Raw genomic sequence first — 16,071 nt, forward strand, 5'->3', positions numbered from 1 at the left:
GTGCTGNTCGCGGAGGGTGGTCAGGGAGAGGGCGGNTCANNTNGCNGNTCANCATNNGNGNCACGCTCGGCACCGGCATTTTCGTCGTTCTCGGCGAAGCCGTTCCCCAGGCGGGGCCCGCCGTTACCCTGGCGTTCGTCTTCGCGGGCCTGACGGCGCTCTTCTCGGCGCTCTCCTACGCCGAACTGGCCGGCACGATCCCCGTCGCCGGCTCCTCGTACTCGTATGCGTACGCAACGATGGGCGAACTCGTCGCCTGGGTGTGCGGCTGGTGCCTGCTGCTGGAGTACGGCGTGTCCGTCGCCGCGGTCGCGGTCGGCTGGGGCGACTACCTCAACGAGCTCCTCAACGGCACGATCGGCGTCACCCTCCCCGACGCGCTCAGCGCGCCCCCCGGCGACGGCGGCGTGTTCAACCTGCCCGCGCTGATCGTCGTGATGCTGGCGATGGTCTTCCTGCTCGGCGGCGCCAAGGAGTCCGCCCGCGCCAACACGATCATGGTCGTCGTGAAGATCGCCGCGCTCGTCCTGTTCTGCGCCATCGGCTTCACGGGCTTCACCTCGGGCAACTACTCCGACTTCATGCCGCTCGGCCTCTCCAGCATCGGCGCGGCGGGCGCCGTCCTGTTCTTCTCGTACATCGGCTTCGACGCCGCCTCCACGGCCGGCGAGGAGGCCAAGGACCCCAAGCGCGACCTGCCCCGGGCGATCATGCTCTCGCTGGTCGTCGTCACCGCCCTGTACGTCCTGGTCGCGGCGGTCGCCGTGGGCGCCTGGGACTGGAAGAAGTTCGAGGGCTCCGAGGCCTCGCTCGCCGCGATCATGAACGACGTCACCGGGCAGAGCTTCTGGGGCACCCTGCTCGCCGCCGGCGCGGTCGTCTCCATCGCCAGCGTCGTCCTGACCGTGCTCTACGGCCAGACCCGCATCCTCTTCGCGATGTCCCGCGACGGCCTGGTGCCCAAGGTCTTCGCCAAGGTCAGCCCCCGCACCGGCACACCCCGCGTCAACACCGTGATCGTCTCGGTGTTCTGCGGCGTCCTGGCCGCGGCCGTCCCGCTCGGCGAACTGGTCAACGCCACCAGCATCGGCACGCTGTTCGCCTTCGCGCTGGTCAACATCGCGGTCGTCGTCCTGCGCACCACCCGTCCCGAACTGGAGCGCAGCTTCAAGGTGCCGTTCGGCCCCCTCTTCCCGGTCCTGGGCTTCCTGTTCTGCGGCTACAGCATGTACAGCCTCGACATGGTCACCTGGGTGGTCTTCGGCCTCTGGATGGCCGCCGGCTTCGTGTTCTACTTCGTGTACGGCATGCGCCGCTCCCGATTGGCCACCGCAGAGAAGTGACCCCTCCTCCGTGCGACTCAACGATCTCGACGAACGCATCGTCCACGCCCTCGCCGAAGACGCCCGCCGCAGCTACGCCGACATCGGCTCGATGGTCGGGCTGTCCGCCCCGGCGGTGAAGCGGCGCGTCGACCGGCTCAGGGCCGAGGGGGCCATCACCGGGTTCACCGTCCGGGTGGACCCGGCGGCGCTCGGCTGGGAGACCGAGGGCTTCATCGAGATCTACGCACGGGGGAACACCTCGCCCGAGACGATCCAGCGCGGTCTCAAGCGCTACCCGGAGATCGCGTCCGCCTCCACCGTGACGGGGGAGGCGGACGCGATCGTCCAGGTCTTCGCCTCGGACATGCGCCACTTCGAGCGGGTGCTGGAACGCATCGCGGGAGAGCCGTTCGTGGAGCGCACCAAGTCGGTGCTGGTCCTCTCCCCGCTCCTGCGGCGGTTCTCCTCCGGCTCGCCCGCCTGACCCGCGGCCGCCCCCGGCGCGGACGCCCGGTCCCGGCCGGCCCGCCCGGCGCCGGTCGGCTCCGGCCGTCCCGCCCCGCGCCGGGCGTCCTCCCGCACCGCGCGGCGGTCCCCGTACGGCGTCCCGCCGCGGCCCTCCCCGCGGGGGCCCCGCGCGGCGGCCACCGCCCTCCCGGGACGGGCGCCCGGCCGCGCCGCCACCGCCCGCCGGGGCCTTCTTCCGCCCTCGACCACGGGTCGCGCAACGAATCACCGCGGACCGCGGTGAGTGCGCAACGTTTCGACGGTCGGTCCGCAACGGTCACGCCTTGTCCGGGGAGAAAACCGGACCGTACCTTTTTGACATCCCCCGATCCGAACCCTGACGAGGTCCGCCATGCCGCCGCTGCGCACTGCCCTGCTCCAGAGCTCCGGACAGCTCGGCGACGTGGCCGCCAACCTCGCGGCCCTCGACGAGGCCGCCGCCCGCGCGGCGGCCGCCGGCGCGGGACTGCTGGTCGCCCCCGAGCTGTTCCTCACCGGGTACGCGATCGGCGCGGACATCGCCCGGCTCGCCGAGCCCGCGGACGGCCCGTCGGCCCGCCGGGTCGCGGCCGTCGCCGCACGTCACGGCCTGGCCGTCGCCTACGGCTACCCGGAGCGCGACGGGCAGCGCGTGTACAACTCCGCGCGGCTCGTCGGCGCCGACGGCGCGTTCCTGGCGAACTACCGCAAGACCCACCTCTACGGCGGCTTCGAGGAGGAGTGGTTCACCCCCGGCGACGAGCCGGTCGTCCAGGCCGAGGTCGCCGGCGTCCGGGTCGGCCTGATCATCTGCTACGACGTGGAGTTCCCGGAGAACGTCCGGGCGCACGCCCTGGCCGGCACGGACCTGCTGCTCGTACCGACCGCGCTGATGCACCCCGCGCAGATCGTCGCCGAGTCCGTCGTGCCGGTCCGCGCCTTCGAGAACCAGCTGTACATCGCGTACGCCAACCGGACCGGCCCCGAGGGCGAATTCGAGTTCGTCGGCCTGTCCGCGCTCGCCGGCCCCGACGGCACCGTCCGGGCCCGCGCCGGCCGCGGCGAGGAACTGGTCGTCGGCGACGCCGACCCCGAGACGCTCCGGCGCTCGCGCGGCGAGAACCCGTACCTCAGGGACCGCCGCCCCGCCCTCTACACCGGCCTCGTCTGAGCGCCCCCCACCCAGCACCCCCCTCGTCTCCACCCGTGCAAGGAGTCCGTACCCCATGACGTCCACGGTGCCCACCGCCATCCAGCACACCGACGCCCAGCCGCCGATCACCATGTTCGGTCCGGACTTCCCGTACGCGTACGACGACTTCCTGGCCCACCCGGCCGGCCTCGGCCAGGTGCCCGCCGCCGAGCACGGCACCGAGGTCGCCGTGATCGGCGGCGGCCTGTCCGGCATCGTCGCCGCGTACGAGCTGATGAAGATGGGCCTCAAGCCCGTCGTGTACGAGGCCGACCAGCTCGGCGGCCGGCTGCGCACCGTCGGCTTCGAGGGCTGCGACCCGGAGCTCAACTGCGAGCTGGGCGCGATGCGCTTCCCGCCGTCGTCCACGGCCCTGCAGTACTACATCGACCTGGTCGGCCTGGAGACCAGGCCGTTCCCCAACCCGCTCGCCGAGTCGACCCCCTCCACCGTCGTGGACCTCAAGGGCGAGACGCACTACGCGGAGACCGTCGACGACCTGCCGCAGGTCTACCGCGACGTCGCCGACGCCTGGAACCGGTGCCTGGAGGAGGGCGCGGACTTCTCCGACATGAACCGCGCCATGCGCGAGCGCGACGTGCCGCGCATCCGGGAGATCTGGGCGAAGCTCGTCGAGAAGCTCGACAACCAGACGTTCTACGGCTTCCTCTGCGAGTCCGAGGCGTTCAGGTCGTTCCGCCACCGGGAGATCTTCGGCCAGGTCGGCTTCGGCACCGGCGGCTGGGACACCGACTTCCCCAACTCCATCCTGGAGATCCTCCGCGTCGTCTACACCGAGGCCGACGACTTCCACCGCGGCATCGTCGGCGGCAGCCAGCAGCTTCCGCTGCGCCTGTGGGAGCGCGAGCCGGAGAAGATCGTTTACTGGCCGCTCGGCACCTCGCTGAAGTCCCTCCACGGCGGCGAGCCCAGGCCGGCCGTGACCCGCCTGCACCGCACGTCCGGCAACCGGATCACGGTCACCGACGCGGACGGCGACATCCGCACCTACCGCGCGGCGATCTTCACCGCCCAGTCCTGGATGCTGCTCTCCAAGATCGACTGCGACGACTCGCTCTTCCCGATCGACCACTGGACGGCGATCGAGCGCACCCACTACATGGAGTCCTCGAAGCTGTTCGTCCCCGTCGACCGGCCGTTCTGGCTGGACAAGGACGAGGAGACCGGCCGGGACGTCATGTCGATGACGCTGACCGACCGGATGACCCGCGGCACGTACCTGCTCGACAACGGCCCGGACAAGCCCGCCGTGATCTGCCTGTCGTACACCTGGTGCGACGACAGCCTCAAGTGGCTGCCGCTGTCCGCGAACGAGCGGATGGAGGTCATGCTGAAGTCGCTCGGCGAGATCTACCCGAAGGTCGACATCCGCAAGCACATCATCGGCAACCCGGTGACCGTGTCCTGGGAGAACGAGCCGTACTTCATGGGCGCGTTCAAGGCCAACCTGCCGGGCCACTACCGCTACCAGCGCCGCCTGTACACCCACTTCATGCAGGACCGGCTCCCCGAGGACAAGCGCGGCATCTTCCTCGCCGGCGACGACATCTCCTGGACGGCCGGCTGGGCCGAGGGCGCCGTGCAGACCGCGCTCAACGCCGTGTGGGGCGTCATGCACCACCTGGGCGGCGAGACCGACCCGTCCAACCCGGGCCCGGGCGATGTCTACGACGAGATCGCCCCGGTGGAGCTGCCGGAGGACTGACGCCCGGCGGAACCGTGCCAGGAGCCGGTCGAGGTGGGGCGAGCACCCTCGACCGGCTCCGTCCCACATCGACCCCGGACCCGTCCGCGAGGAGCCCCGGGGCGTCCCGCGGGTGCGCGGCCGTGCGGTCGTCCGGTCAGCGGTCCCGGCCGCCTCCGGTCCCCGCGTCCGCGCCCGCNNNGCNGCCCCGGGCCCGGCGGCCCGGGGCCAGCACGCCCGCCCCGGCCACCAGGCCGAACGCCAGCACGGTGACCACCGCGAACGACACCGTCAGCGACGTCAGGTCGGCGAGGCCGCCGATCAGCGACGGAGCGACCAGCCCGGAGGTGTACGTGAGGGTGGCGACGCCCGCGATGGCCTGGCTCGGATTCGGCCCGCTGCGGCCCGCCGCGGCGAAGGCCAGCGGGACGACGACGGCCACCCCCAGCCCGAGGAGACCGAAACCGGCCATCGCGGCCACCGGGTGCGGGGCCGCGACGACCAGCGCGCCGCCCGCCGTCGCCGCCAGACCCCCCGCCCGTACCGTGCGGACCGCGCCGAACCGGTCCACGACCCGGTCGCCGGCCAGCCGCGCCACCGTCATGGTCAGCGCGAACGCCGTGGTGGAGGCGGCCGCCGCGCCCGGCGACGCACCCAGCCCGTCCTCCAGGCGGACCGCCGACCAGTCGAGGCTCGCGCCCTCCGCGAAGACCGCGCAGAAGCCGACCGCCCCGACCGCCAGCGCCGAGCGCGGCGGCAGGGCGAACCGCGGCGGCCCCTCACCGGGCACGCCGCGCACGTCCGGCACGCCCCGGCAGGACGCCAGCCCCAGTACGGTCAGGGCGGCGGCGGCCGACAGGTGGTGCAGGCGCGCGTCGCCGCCCAGGTGCGCGGCGAGCGTGCCGGAGGCCGAGCCGATCAGCGCGCCGGCGCTCCACATGCCGTGCAGGCCCGACATGACGGACCGGCCGAGCCGCTCCTCCACCTCGACGCCCAGCGCGTTCATCGCCACGTCGGACATGCCGGAGGTCGCGCCGTACACGAACAGTGCGCCGCACAGGCCGTACATGCCGGACGCGAGCGAGGGCAGGGCCAGCGACAGCGTCCACAGGGTCAGCAGCACGCGCAGCGCCGCGCGCGTCCCGAGGCGGTGCGCGACCGCGCCCGCGAGCGGCATCGTCAGCGAGGCGCCGAACGCGGGGAAGGCGAGGGCCAGCCCCAACTGCCCGGGGCTCACCCCCGCGTGCTCCTGGATCCACGGGATGCGGGTGGCGAAACTGCCGGTGACCGCGCCGTGCACGCAGAACACGGCGGCCACGGCGTACCGCGCCCGCCGCAGTCCCTCCTCGCGGTACGGCACGGGTGCTCCTCCCGTCTCGACGCCCCGGTCCCCGCCGGTACCTACCCGCCTCCCCGGCCCCATCCTCCTCGGCGACACGGCGACACGGCGACACGGCGACACGGCGACACGGCGACACGGCGGCAGGGTGCGGCGCCGTGCGGGGCTCCGGCCGCCACCGCGGAACCGAACCGTGCGCGCGGCCGCCCTTCCGGGCCCGCGCCGACGGCGGTCCGGTCCCGGGTCTTCCGCTCCCGGCCCGCACCCCACGCACCCCACGCACCGCCCGCGGGCCCGGCATCCGCGGGCCCGCGGGCGGTGTGACCCGGCGCGCGCTGTGAGTCACCCCACAGGGATCGGCCGTATGGGCGGCGGGCGGCCATGGCAGACTGGCCCTGTATCAGCAGCAGCGCACTCCGGGGTCGGTGCAATTCCGAACCGGCGGTTACAGTCCGCGACCCGGCCGCATCCAGTGGCCGGTTGACCAGGTGAAACTCCTGGACCGACGGTGAAAGTCCGGATGGGAGGCAGTGCGCGGCGGGCGACCCCTCAAGGGCGCGCCGTCGTCTGCCGGCAGCCGGGCCGTCCCGGCGGACCGGCCGGCGTGCGGAGGCGCGCACCCCGCGAGGTGCCGCGCCCGCTCCCTGTCGCCGACAGGCCCCGGAGTCCGTGCCCGACGAGGCAGGAGGACCCGGTGGCCACAGCGTCCGACACGACCGCCATGCGCCGAGCCGTCGCGCTCGCGGCCCGCGGACTCGGCTCCACCAGCCCCAACCCGGTCGTCGGGTGCGTCGTCCTCGACGCCTCCGGCCACGAGGTGGGCTCCGGGTACCACGAACGCGCCGGCGGCCCGCACGCCGAGGTCCGCGCCCTGCGCGAGGCGGGCGTCCTCGCCCGCGGCGGCACCGCCTACGTCACCCTCGAACCCTGCAACCACACCGGCCGCACCGGCCCCTGCGCCCAGGCACTGATCGAAGCCGGGATCGCCCGTGTCGTCTACGCCGTCGCCGACCCGGACCCGCAGGCCCGAGGGGGCGCCGAGACCCTCCGCGCGGCCGGCGTCGAGGTCGAGGGCGGCGTCCTCGCCGAGGAGGCCGAGGCCGGCAACGCCGCCTGGCTCACCTCCGTGCGCCTCGCCCGGCCCCACGTCCGCTGGAAGTACGCCGCCACTCTCGACGGGCGGGTCGCGGCCGCCGACGGCACCAGCCGCTGGATCACCTCCCCCGAGGCCCGTGCCGACGTCCACCGGCTGCGCGCCGAGGCGGACGCCGTCGTCGTCGGCTCCGGCACCGCCCGCACCGACGACCCGCACCTCGCCGTGCGCGGCCTCGCCGCCGTCCAGCCGCTGAGGGTCGTCGTCGACACGGAGGCGACCGCCGTCGCGCCCGGCGCCCGGGTCCTCGACGACGCCGCGCCCACGCTGATCGCCGTCGCCGAGGACGCCGCCGCCGACCACCTCGCCGGCACCGACGTCGTACGGCTCCCCAGGGCCGCCTCCGGGCGCGGCCTGTCGGTGCCGGCCCTGCTGGCCGCCCTGCACGAACGGGGCGTCCGCTCCGTCCTCCTCGAAGGCGGCCCCACCCTCGCGGGCGCCTTCGCCGCCGCGGGCGCCGTCGACGAGGTCGTCGGCTACCTCGCCCCGGTCCTCCTCGGCGCCGGCCCCGCCGTGCTCGGCGACGCCGGGATCACCACCGTCGCCGACGCGCTGCGGCTGCGCGTCACCGACACCGCCCGCCTCGGGCCCGACCTGCGCGTCACCGCCCGCCCCGCCACCCTCCCCACCACCAAGGAGCACTGAGTGTTCACCGGAATCGTCGAAGAACTGGGCGAGGTCACCGCCGTCGAGGCCCTCGGCGACGCCTCCCGCTTCCGCGTCCGAGGCCCCGTGGTCACCCGAGGCGCGAAGCACGGCGACTCGATCGCCGTCAACGGCGTCTGCCTCACGGTCGTCGAGCGGGAGGGCGACGAGTTCACCGCCGACGTGATGGCCGAGACCCTCAAGCGCTCCAGCCTCGGCGCGCTCACCGCGGGCTCCCGGGTCAACCTGGAGCGGCCCATGCCCGCCGACGGCCGCTTCGGCGGGCACATCGTCCAGGGCCACGTCGATGGCACCGGCACCATCGTCGAGCGCACGCCGTCCGAGAACTGGGAGGTCGTCAGGGTCTCCCTGCCGGCGGAACTCGCCCGCTACGTGGTGGAGAAGGGCTCCATCACCGTCGACGGCGTCAGCCTCACCGTCGTGGACGCGGGCGCGGACCACTTCACCGTCAGCCTCATCCCCACCACGCTCGCCCTGACCACCCTCGGCCGCAAGCAGCCCGGCGACCCCGTCAACCTCGAGGTCGACGTCATCGCCAAGTACGTCGAGCGCCTCCTCGGCACCGGGGAGGCCGCCCGATGAGCGCCGCGGCCTGGCTGGGCGAGGAGGCGTTCACCGCCTTCGGCCAGCACATCATCTGGTCCGACCTGATCGGCAACACCATCGGCCTCGTCGCGCTGGCGCTCGGCTGGCGCCGCTCCATCCTCACCTGGCCCGCCCAGCTGCTCTCCGGCGTCGTCCTCGTCGTCGCGTACGCCTCCGCCCAGCTCGGCGGCGGCGTGGGCAAGCAGCTGCTGGTCGTCGCCGTCGCCGCGTGGGGCTGGCGCCAGTGGCACCTGGGCCGCGGGCAGGACCGGGACGGCTCCGTCGCCGTCCGCTTCGCGACCTGGCGGGAGCGCGGCCTGCTCCTGGCGGGCGCCGTCCTCGGCACCCTCGCCGTCGGCGGGCTGTTCACGCTGTACCCGGCGCTGTCGTGGAGCCCGTGGGCCGACGCGTACATCTTCGTCGGCACCCTCGTCGCGATGGTCGCCCAGGCCCGCGGCCTCGTCGAGTTCTGGTTCGCCTGGCTCCTCGTCGACGTCGTCGGCGTCCCGCTCGCCTTCGGCAGCGGCCTGGCCTTCTCGGGGCTCGTCTACGTCGTCTACTTCGCCCTCGTGCTGTGGGGCATGCGCGACTGGTGGCTCCGCACGCGCAGCACCCCCGCCCAGGCCCTGGAAGGAGCCACGGCATGACCACCGCGCCCGAACTGCCCCTGTGGGACACCGCCGACCTCACCCTCGACCCCGTCGAGCAGGCCGTCCGCGACATCGCCGCCGGCCGGCCGGTCGTGGTCGTCGACGACGAGGACCGCGAGAACGAGGGCGACCTCGTCGTCGCCGCCGAGAAGGCCACCCCCGAGATCGTCGCCTTCATGATGAGCGAGTGCCGCGGCCTGATCTGCGCGCCCATGGAGGGCGAGGAGCTGGACCGGCTGGGCCTGCCGCAGATGGTCGAGGACAACACCGAGTCGATGCGGACGGCCTTCACCGTCTCCGTCGACGCGGCCCCCGCCCACGGCGTCACCACCGGCATCTCCGCCGCCGACCGCGCCACCACCCTCCAGCTCCTGGCGAGCGGCACCGCCGAACCGTCCGACCTCGTCCGCCCCGGCCACGTCTTCCCGCTGCGCGCCCGGCCCGGCGGCGTGCTGGCCCGCGACGGCCACACCGAGGCCGCCGTCGACCTGGCGCGCCTCGCCGGACTCCGCCCGGCCGGCGCCATCGTCGAGATCGCCGGCGAGGACGGGGTGATGCTCCGGCTGCCGGAGCTGGTCCCCTTCGCCCGCAAGCACGGCCTGACCATCATCTCCATCGAGGACCTGATCGCCCACCGCCGCGGCACCGNCCCCGCCGCGCCGCCCCCCGGGCCGTCCCCGTCCCGTCCGTGCGCCGCGAGGCCGAGGTGCGGCTCCCCACCGCGCACGGCGACTTCACCGCGTACGGCTACCGCTCCACCGCCGACGGCGTCGAGCACGTCGCCCTCGTCCACGGCGACCTCGGCGACGGCGAGGACGTCCTCGTCCGCGTCCACTCCGAGTGCCTGACCGGCGACGTCTTCCACTCCCTGCGCTGCGACTGCGGCCCGCAGCTGCACACCGCCATGGACCGCGTCACCGCGGCCGGCCGGGGCGTCGTCGTCTACCTGCGCGGCCACGAGGGGCGCGGCATCGGCCTGCTCTCCAAGCTCCGCGCGTACGAACTGCAGGAACGCGGCCGCGACACCCTCGACGCCAACCTGGAGCTCGGCCTGCCCGCCGACGCCCGCGACTACGCCGCCGGCGCGCAGATGCTCGCCGACCTCGGCGTCCGCAGCATCCGGCTGATGACCAACAACCCCGAGAAGACCGCCGCCCTCGCCCGCCACGGCCTCACCGTGACCGGCCGCGAGCCCATGCCCGTCCAGGCCGGCGAGCACAACGTCCGCTACCTGCGCACCAAGCGCGACCGCATGGGACACGACCTGCCCTGGCTCGACGGCCCGGCCGACGTGTCCCCCTGCTCCACCCAGTAGCACCACCACCATCCGGCAGCCACCCGGCGACCCCACCACCCGAGGAGAAACGTGAGCGGCAAGGGCGCACCCGAACTGACCGTCAGGAACTGCGGCGACCTCCGCGTCGCCGTCATCGCCGCCCAGTGGCACGAGAAGGTCATGGACGGCCTGGTCGACGGCGCCCTGCGCGCCCTGCACGAACTGGGCATCGACGAGCCGACCGTCCTGCGCGTCCCCGGCAGCTTCGAGCTGCCCGTCGTCGCCAAGGTCCTCGCCGGACGCGGCTACGACGCGGTCGTCGCTCTCGGCGTCGTCATCCGCGGCGGAACGCCCCACTTCGACTATGTGTGCCAGGGCGTCACCCGGGGCCTCGTCCAGGTCTCCGTCGACACCGGCGTCCCCGTCGGCTTCGGCGTCCTCACCTGCGACACCGAGGAGCAGGCCCTGGACCGGGCCGGCCTGGAGGGCTCGAACGAGGACAAGGGCCACGAAGCGGCCACCGCCGCCGTCGCCACCGCCATGACGCTGCGCACCGTCAGCGAACCCTGGCGCTGAGCGGACGCCCCGGACCCCGTACTCTGAGGGCATCATGGCGAACAAAACCTTCGAAGACCTCTTCGCCGAGCTGGAGCTCAAGGCCAGGACCGGCGACCCCGCCACCTCCCGCACCGCCGAGTTGGTGGGCCGGGGCGTCCATGCCATCGGCAAGAAGATCGTCGAGGAGGCCGCCGAAGTGTGGATGGCCGCCGAGTACGAGGGCGAGGACGCCGCCGCCGAGGAGATCTCGCAACTGCTGTACCACGTCCAGGTGATGATGGTCGCGCGCGGGATCTCCCTCGACGACGTCTACGCCCGCCTCTGACCCGCCCCGCCCGACACCGTTCCGAAGCGAAGGAAGCCCGCCCCATGCTGCGCATCGCCGTCCCCAACAAGGGTTCACTGTCCGGACCTGCGTCGGCGATGCTCCATGAGGCCGGCTACAAGCAGCGCAAGGAGTCCAAGGAGCTGGTCCTGGTCGACCCGGACAACGAGGTCGAGTTCTTCTACCTCCGCCCCCGGGACATCGCCATCTACGTCAGCTCCGGCAGGCTCGACATCGGCATCACCGGCCGCGACCTGCTGCTGGACTCCGGCGCCAACGCCGAGGAGATCCTGGAGCTCGGCTTCGCCCGCTCCACCTTCCGCTATGCGACCCGGCCCGGCACGGCCCGGGGACCCGCCGACTTCCACGGCATGACGATCGCCACCTCCTACGAGGGCATCGTCGCCAAGCACCTCGCCGACCAGGGCGTCGACGCCACCGTCGTCCACCTCGACGGCGCCGTCGAGACCGCCATCCAGCTCGGTGTCGCCCAGGTCGTCGCCGACGTCGTGGAGACCGGCACCTCGCTGCGCAACGCCGGCCTGGAGGTCGTCGGCGAACCGATCCTCACCTCCGAGGCCGTCGTCGTCCGCCGCGCCGGCGCCCCGGCCGACGACCCCGGCGTGCAGCGGTTCCTCCGCCGCCTCCAGGGCGTCCTCGTCGCCCGGAGCTACGTGATGATGGACTACGACTGCCGCGCCGAGCACCTGGAGCAGGCCGTCGCCCTCACGCCGGGCCTGGAGTCCCCGACCGTCTCGCCGCTGCACAACGAGGGCTGGGTCGCCGTCCGCGCCATGGTCCCCGCCAAGGACGCGCAGCGCGTCATGGACGACCTGTACGCCCTCGGCGCCCGGGCCATCCTCACCACCGAGATCCACGCCTGCCGCCTCTGAGCCGGAAGCAGAACGCCCCGCCATGCCCGACGCGCCCAGCGAAACCCCCGCCCTCCCCGTCACCTTCCGGCCGCGGCGCACCCGTGCCGTGCTCCTCGCCGTGGGCGCGGTCATGTTCGCGGTCATCACCGCGGTCGCCCTGACGCTGGAGCAGCTCCACCCGGGTGAGCGGATGAGCTTCGTCCTCACGGCCGCGCTCTTCTACGGCGTGCTCATCCTGCTCAGCCGCCCGAAGGTCGTGGCCGACGAGGACGGCGTCACCGTCGTCAACCTGACCCGCAGCCGCCGCCTGGCCTGGCCGGAGATCCTCCGCGTCAACCTGCGGGCCGGCGACCCGTGGGTCTTCCTCGACCTCAGCGACGGCACCAGCCTGCCCGCCCTCGGCATCCAGCCGGGGATCGGCAGGGCGCAGGCCGTCCGCGACGCGCGGGCCCTGCGCGCCCTCGTCGAGACCCGCGGCACGGGCCCCGAGCGGCACTGACCTCCCCGTCCCCGCCGGGCCCGGTCGCCCCCAAGGACGTGCCGGAGGCGCCGGTGGACGCGGTGCGGGACCCGGCGGACCGCGTCCGCGTCGCCGGTCCGCGCCCCTCCGGGAGGCGCAAGGCCCCTCCCGGCGCGGTCGCGGACGCGCGGTCAGTACGCCGGGGGAGCGGGGTCCTGAGGGCCGGGGCCGCCCGGGCCGCGGCCCGAGAGGACCTCGCCGTACGCCTGCATCAGGTCCGGCAGCCGCAGCGTCGCCAGGTCCTCCCGCGTCGGCGTCCCGGTGTACCCGGAGAGCCGCAGGTCGCGGTAGGCGCACGACTTCTCGTACAGGGTGCGCAGGAACCTGCCGTTGCCCAGCTCGTCGATCCAGCCCTGCTCCACGACGTGCTCGCTGATCGAGCGCAGCTCGCCGAGCGCCTCCTCGTCCCACGTGTCGCCGTCGGCCGCCGCCAGCATCCTGCCGATCTCGGTGAGTTCCGAGGGCCGGTACGACGGGAAGTCGACCCGCGTCGTGAACCGGGACGACAGGCCCGGGTTGGCGGCGAGCAGCCGGTCCATGCCCTCCGGGTAGCCGGCGAGGATCACCACCAGGTGGTCGCGGTTGTCCTCGGCGCGCTTCAGCAGGACCTGCAGCGCCTCGTCGCCGTACGCGTCGCCCCTGCCGTAGCCGGAGTTGGCCAGCGCGTACGCCTCGTCGACGAAGAGGACGCCGCCCAGCGCGGAGTCGATCAGCTCGTTGGCCTTCACCGCCGTCTGGCCCAGGAACTCCCCGACGAGGTCGGCGCGCTGGGCCTCCACGAGGTGGTCGCCGCCGAGCAGTCCCAGGGCGTAGAACACCCGGCCGAGGATGCGGGCGACGGTGGTCTTCCCGGTGCCGGAGGGGCCGGAGAAGACGAAGTGCCGTTTCGGGGGCTGCACGGGAAGCCCTTGCCCGGCGCGTAACCGGGCCATCTCCAACTGGGCGGAGAGGGCTTTGACCTGGCGCTTCACCGGTTCGAGGCCGACCATCCGCTCCAGCTCGGCGAGCGCCCGCGCCAGCAGCGCCGGGTCCGTCGGGCTCGCCGGGAACCGGGGCGGGACCGGCCGCCCCGGTACGTCCCCGCCCTTCTTCTCCCGCGTCCCGCCGGGCGGCGCGGGCGCGGCGGGCGCCCCGGGGGCGGCCCGGACCATCCCGGGGGCCGGCCCGGGCCGGCCCNNGGGGCNCCGGGCCCCGCGGGGTCCTGCTCCACCCCCGGGTCCAGCAGGTCCGTGCCCGGCCCGCCGTCCGCTCCGCCGCCCGCCCCGGCGCCGCCCGCCAGGGACACCGCCGCGATGCCCGCCGTCTCCTCGGGCGACCCGTCGAAGCCGTCGTACTCGGCGATGGCCGCGAGCCGCGCCGCCGTGTCCATGAACGACGGGTCCACCCGGTGCACCGCCCGGTACAGGGGCAGCGCGGCGGCGGTGCGGCCGGTGCCCTCGTGCGCCCGGGCCAGCCAGTAGCGCAGTTCCTTGCGCTGGGGCTGCTCGCTGCGGCACCGCATGAGCGCCGCCGACAGCAGCGGCTCGGCCTGCCCGTACATCTCCAGCCGCACCCGTGCCATGCCGCCGAACAGCCCGGCCTCGATGCCCAGCAGCGGGTCGTCGACGAGGGGGTCGGTGTGCCGGACGAGCCGGTCCCAGTCCTTGACCAGGTACGCCCGGCAGGCGTGCAGGAACCGCACCTGCGGGTCGGCGTCCACGGGCGGCAGCTCCGCCAGCGCCCGGTCGAGCTCGGGGACGTGCCGGCCGTCGAGCCAGTGGGAGGCGTGGGCGAGGAGCAGGTCCCGGGGGCTCTCCAGCACCGGCTGCACCCACCAGCCCAGCCAGTACCAGGAGTTGAGTGTCCGGTGGTGGCGCCGCCGCTGCTCGCCGAACCGCTCGCGGTGGTGGTACATCCGCAGCAGCGCGGTGGTCGTGTCGACCCGCAGGGCGTGCAGCCCGAGCCAGGCGTCGGCCATGCCGGGGTCGGCCCGCACGGCGGCGCGGAACTCCTCCTCGGCCTGGGGGTACGCGCCCATGGTGTAGGCGTCGACGCCGCGCAGCCAGGCGAGGTCGGCGGGGGCCTGCGCACCCTGCGTGCCGATGTCCATCGGGTCCCCCCACCGCGTGTGCCCCGGAGCCGTCCCGCCGGGCGGACGCCCGCCGGAGACCTTCGTGACGGCCTTCCCGGGGCGGGCTTCGACCGCACCGGGGTGCATCGTACCCGCGTACACGGTGTGCGACTAAGGGTGCGATCGGCGTCCGGGAGGCGGTCGCGGGCCCGGCGGCGACCGTGACGGAGGGTGAGTGCCGCGGGGCCGGCTCACCGGCCGGACGGGGGAGTGAGGGCAGAACGAAGCCCCCGATCACGGGGGAACAACCGGGGGCTTCGTGTCTGCGACGGCTCCTGAAAGCCGCACATTGAGAACGTAAGACCTGTACGGCTCACCGGTCAAGCACGCTCCGGACAGTCCGGGGACTGATTTCCGCCTCTTTCGCGAAACCCCGCCGGGCGTCACGGTGCGTGAGGGGCCGGCTCCGCCTCGGCGTTCGGACGGCGCCCCGGCAGCCACACGTAGCCCTCCCGGCACTCGCGCACCAGGAAGTGCGCGAACGGCAGGGACGGGTCGCGGGCGAAATGGCGGATCTCCGCCACCGTCCACCCGTCCCAGAAGGCGGACTGCGCGGGTCCGTCGCGGAGCCGTCCCCGCAGCCAGGAGTCCTCGGGGGCGCGGTCCATCCACAGCAGCCGCGCCAGGTGGGGCCGGACCGCCCGGCGCCCGGCGCCCACGCCCTCGACCAGGACGACCGGGTCGGGCGGCAGCCGCCGCGGCGGCCCGAAGCGGCGGGCGTCCCAGTCGTACGGGCGGTACTCCGCCGCCTCGCCGCGCGCGAACCGGTCCAGGACCTGCGTGCGCAGGCGGCCCGTCCAGCCGAACGGCTCGTCGTGCGTGGCGAGGTCGTCGAGGTGGAGGACCGGCGCCCCGCCGAGGGCGTCCGCGAACCGCGCGGCGAACGTCGACTTGCCGGACCCCGCGTGCCCGTCCACGGCGACGAGCCGCACGGGCCCGCAGGACGGCGGCAGGGCGCGCACCCCGGCGGCGAGCGCCCCGAGGCCGGCGCGGTCGGAGTCGGCTGGGGACATGCCGCCACCCTACCGACGCGCCCCGCCGCGCCCGCCGGACGGCCCGGCGGGTCGAGGGAGGCCGCCGGCCGGGGGATACGGGCGCGGATTGCCTGGCGGAGGCGGGGCCCGGCCGCGATAGTGGGCGGCGCCGGACCGTCCTCCTCGCCCACCACGTCCCCGGACCTCAGCCGACCCGACAGGGGAGCACCCGCATGCCCGAACCGACCCCGCGCAGGACCGTGCTGGCCGCCGCCCTGGCCGCCGCCTCCNACNNCGCCGGCCTCGGGGCGCTCGCCTGTCTCTTATACACA

The 16,071-nt window shown here is 74.3% G+C and carries 14 protein-coding genes, 3 pseudogenes and 1 riboswitch; of the genes and pseudogenes, 13 read left to right on the forward strand and 4 right to left on the reverse strand.

The genetic code is table 11. The features are described 5' to 3' along the window. Positions 1–61: 61 nt before the first annotated feature. The 4 genes from MW084_RS21315 to MW084_RS21330 all read left to right on the forward strand — a co-directional run. A partial coding sequence (locus MW084_RS21315; RefSeq protein WP_275563743.1) for an amino acid permease occupies positions 62–1,343 on the forward strand: 1,282 nt, incomplete at its 5' end. A 10-nt stretch (positions 1,344–1,353) separates the two neighbouring features. Continuing rightward, positions 1,354–1,809, forward strand: a complete 456-nt coding sequence (locus tag MW084_RS21320; RefSeq protein ID WP_010468812.1) for an Lrp/AsnC family transcriptional regulator — start codon at positions 1,354–1,356, stop codon at positions 1,807–1,809. A gap of 375 nt (positions 1,810–2,184) precedes the next feature. Beyond that, a complete protein-coding gene (locus tag MW084_RS21325; protein WP_010468810.1) occupies positions 2,185–2,982 on the forward strand; it encodes a carbon-nitrogen hydrolase family protein in 798 nt (265 codons plus the stop codon). A 55-nt stretch (positions 2,983–3,037) separates the two neighbouring features. Then, positions 3,038–4,729, forward strand: a complete 1,692-nt coding sequence (locus MW084_RS21330; RefSeq protein ID WP_010468808.1) for a flavin monoamine oxidase family protein — start codon at positions 3,038–3,040, stop codon at positions 4,727–4,729. A gap of 184 nt (positions 4,730–4,913) precedes the next feature. On the opposite strand, the pseudogene MW084_RS21335 reads toward MW084_RS21330, so the two are convergent. Further along, positions 4,914–6,068: pseudogene (locus tag MW084_RS21335) on the reverse strand (MFS transporter); the annotation flags it as partial. Positions 6,069–6,454: 386 nt separating this feature from the next. Further along, positions 6,455–6,585: riboswitch (FMN riboswitch) on the forward strand. A gap of 156 nt (positions 6,586–6,741) precedes the next feature. Between MW084_RS21335 and ribD the strand changes: the two are divergent. The 9 genes and pseudogenes from ribD to MW084_RS21380 all read left to right on the forward strand — a co-directional run bounded on the left by ribD (position 6,742) and on the right by MW084_RS21380 (position 12,634). Next, positions 6,742–7,845, forward strand: coding sequence for a bifunctional diaminohydroxyphosphoribosylaminopyrimidine deaminase/5-amino-6-(5-phosphoribosylamino)uracil reductase RibD (gene ribD / locus MW084_RS21340; protein WP_010468804.1), 1,104 nt, complete (start codon positions 6,742–6,744; stop codon positions 7,843–7,845). Continuing rightward, positions 7,846–8,448 (forward strand): riboflavin synthase, encoded by a 603-nt coding sequence (locus MW084_RS21345; protein WP_010468802.1) that lies wholly within the window; start codon positions 7,846–7,848, stop codon positions 8,446–8,448. Next, a complete protein-coding gene (locus tag MW084_RS21350) occupies positions 8,445–9,098 on the forward strand; it encodes a nicotinamide mononucleotide transporter family protein (protein WP_010468800.1) in 654 nt (217 codons plus the stop codon). The genes MW084_RS21345 and MW084_RS21350 overlap by 4 nt, the downstream gene beginning before the upstream one ends. Next, positions 9,095–9,749: 3,4-dihydroxy-2-butanone-4-phosphate synthase (gene ribB, locus MW084_RS21355; RefSeq protein ID WP_275563744.1), on the forward strand; the 655-nt coding region annotated here is incomplete at its 3' end. The genes MW084_RS21350 and ribB, both read left to right, overlap by 4 nt. 1 nt (position 9,750) lies before the next feature. Beyond that, positions 9,751–10,416, forward strand: a pseudogene (gene ribA, locus MW084_RS21360) (GTP cyclohydrolase II); the annotation flags it as partial. 51 nt (positions 10,417–10,467) lie between these two features. Then, complete coding sequence (gene ribH, locus MW084_RS21365; RefSeq protein WP_010468796.1) at positions 10,468–10,953, forward strand: 6,7-dimethyl-8-ribityllumazine synthase; 486 nt, start codon at positions 10,468–10,470, stop codon at positions 10,951–10,953. 34 nt (positions 10,954–10,987) lie between these two features. Beyond that, on the forward strand, positions 10,988–11,260 hold the full coding sequence (locus MW084_RS21370) for a phosphoribosyl-ATP diphosphatase (RefSeq protein ID WP_010468795.1): 273 nt from the start codon (positions 10,988–10,990) through the stop codon (positions 11,258–11,260). A gap of 44 nt (positions 11,261–11,304) precedes the next feature. Beyond that, positions 11,305–12,153: an ATP phosphoribosyltransferase gene (gene hisG / locus MW084_RS21375; RefSeq protein ID WP_010468793.1), complete on the forward strand. Its 849-nt coding sequence runs from the start codon at positions 11,305–11,307 to the stop codon at positions 12,151–12,153. A gap of 22 nt (positions 12,154–12,175) precedes the next feature. Then, positions 12,176–12,634: a PH domain-containing protein gene (locus MW084_RS21380; RefSeq protein ID WP_010468791.1), complete on the forward strand. Its 459-nt coding sequence runs from the start codon at positions 12,176–12,178 to the stop codon at positions 12,632–12,634. Positions 12,635–12,786: 152 nt separating this feature from the next. Here the strand turns inward: MW084_RS21380 and MW084_RS21385 are convergent. The 3 genes and pseudogenes from MW084_RS21385 to MW084_RS21395 all read right to left on the reverse strand — a co-directional run. Further along, on the reverse strand, positions 12,787–13,831 hold a 1,045-nt coding region (locus tag MW084_RS21385), incomplete at its 5' end, for an AAA family ATPase (RefSeq protein WP_275563745.1). 8 nt (positions 13,832–13,839) lie between these two features. Beyond that, positions 13,840–14,744 (reverse strand): annotated as a pseudogene (locus MW084_RS21390) (tetratricopeptide repeat protein); the annotation flags it as partial. Between the two features lie 404 nt (positions 14,745–15,148). After that, positions 15,149–15,778 (reverse strand): uridine kinase family protein, encoded by a 630-nt coding sequence (locus MW084_RS21395; RefSeq protein ID WP_010468787.1) that lies wholly within the window; start codon positions 15,776–15,778, stop codon positions 15,149–15,151. Positions 15,779–16,071: the final 293 nt, after the last annotated feature.

The sequence above is a fragment of the Streptomyces sudanensis genome (genome assembly GCF_023614315.1).
GTDB classification, from domain to species: Bacteria; Actinomycetota; Actinomycetes; order Streptomycetales; family Streptomycetaceae; genus Streptomyces; species Streptomyces sudanensis.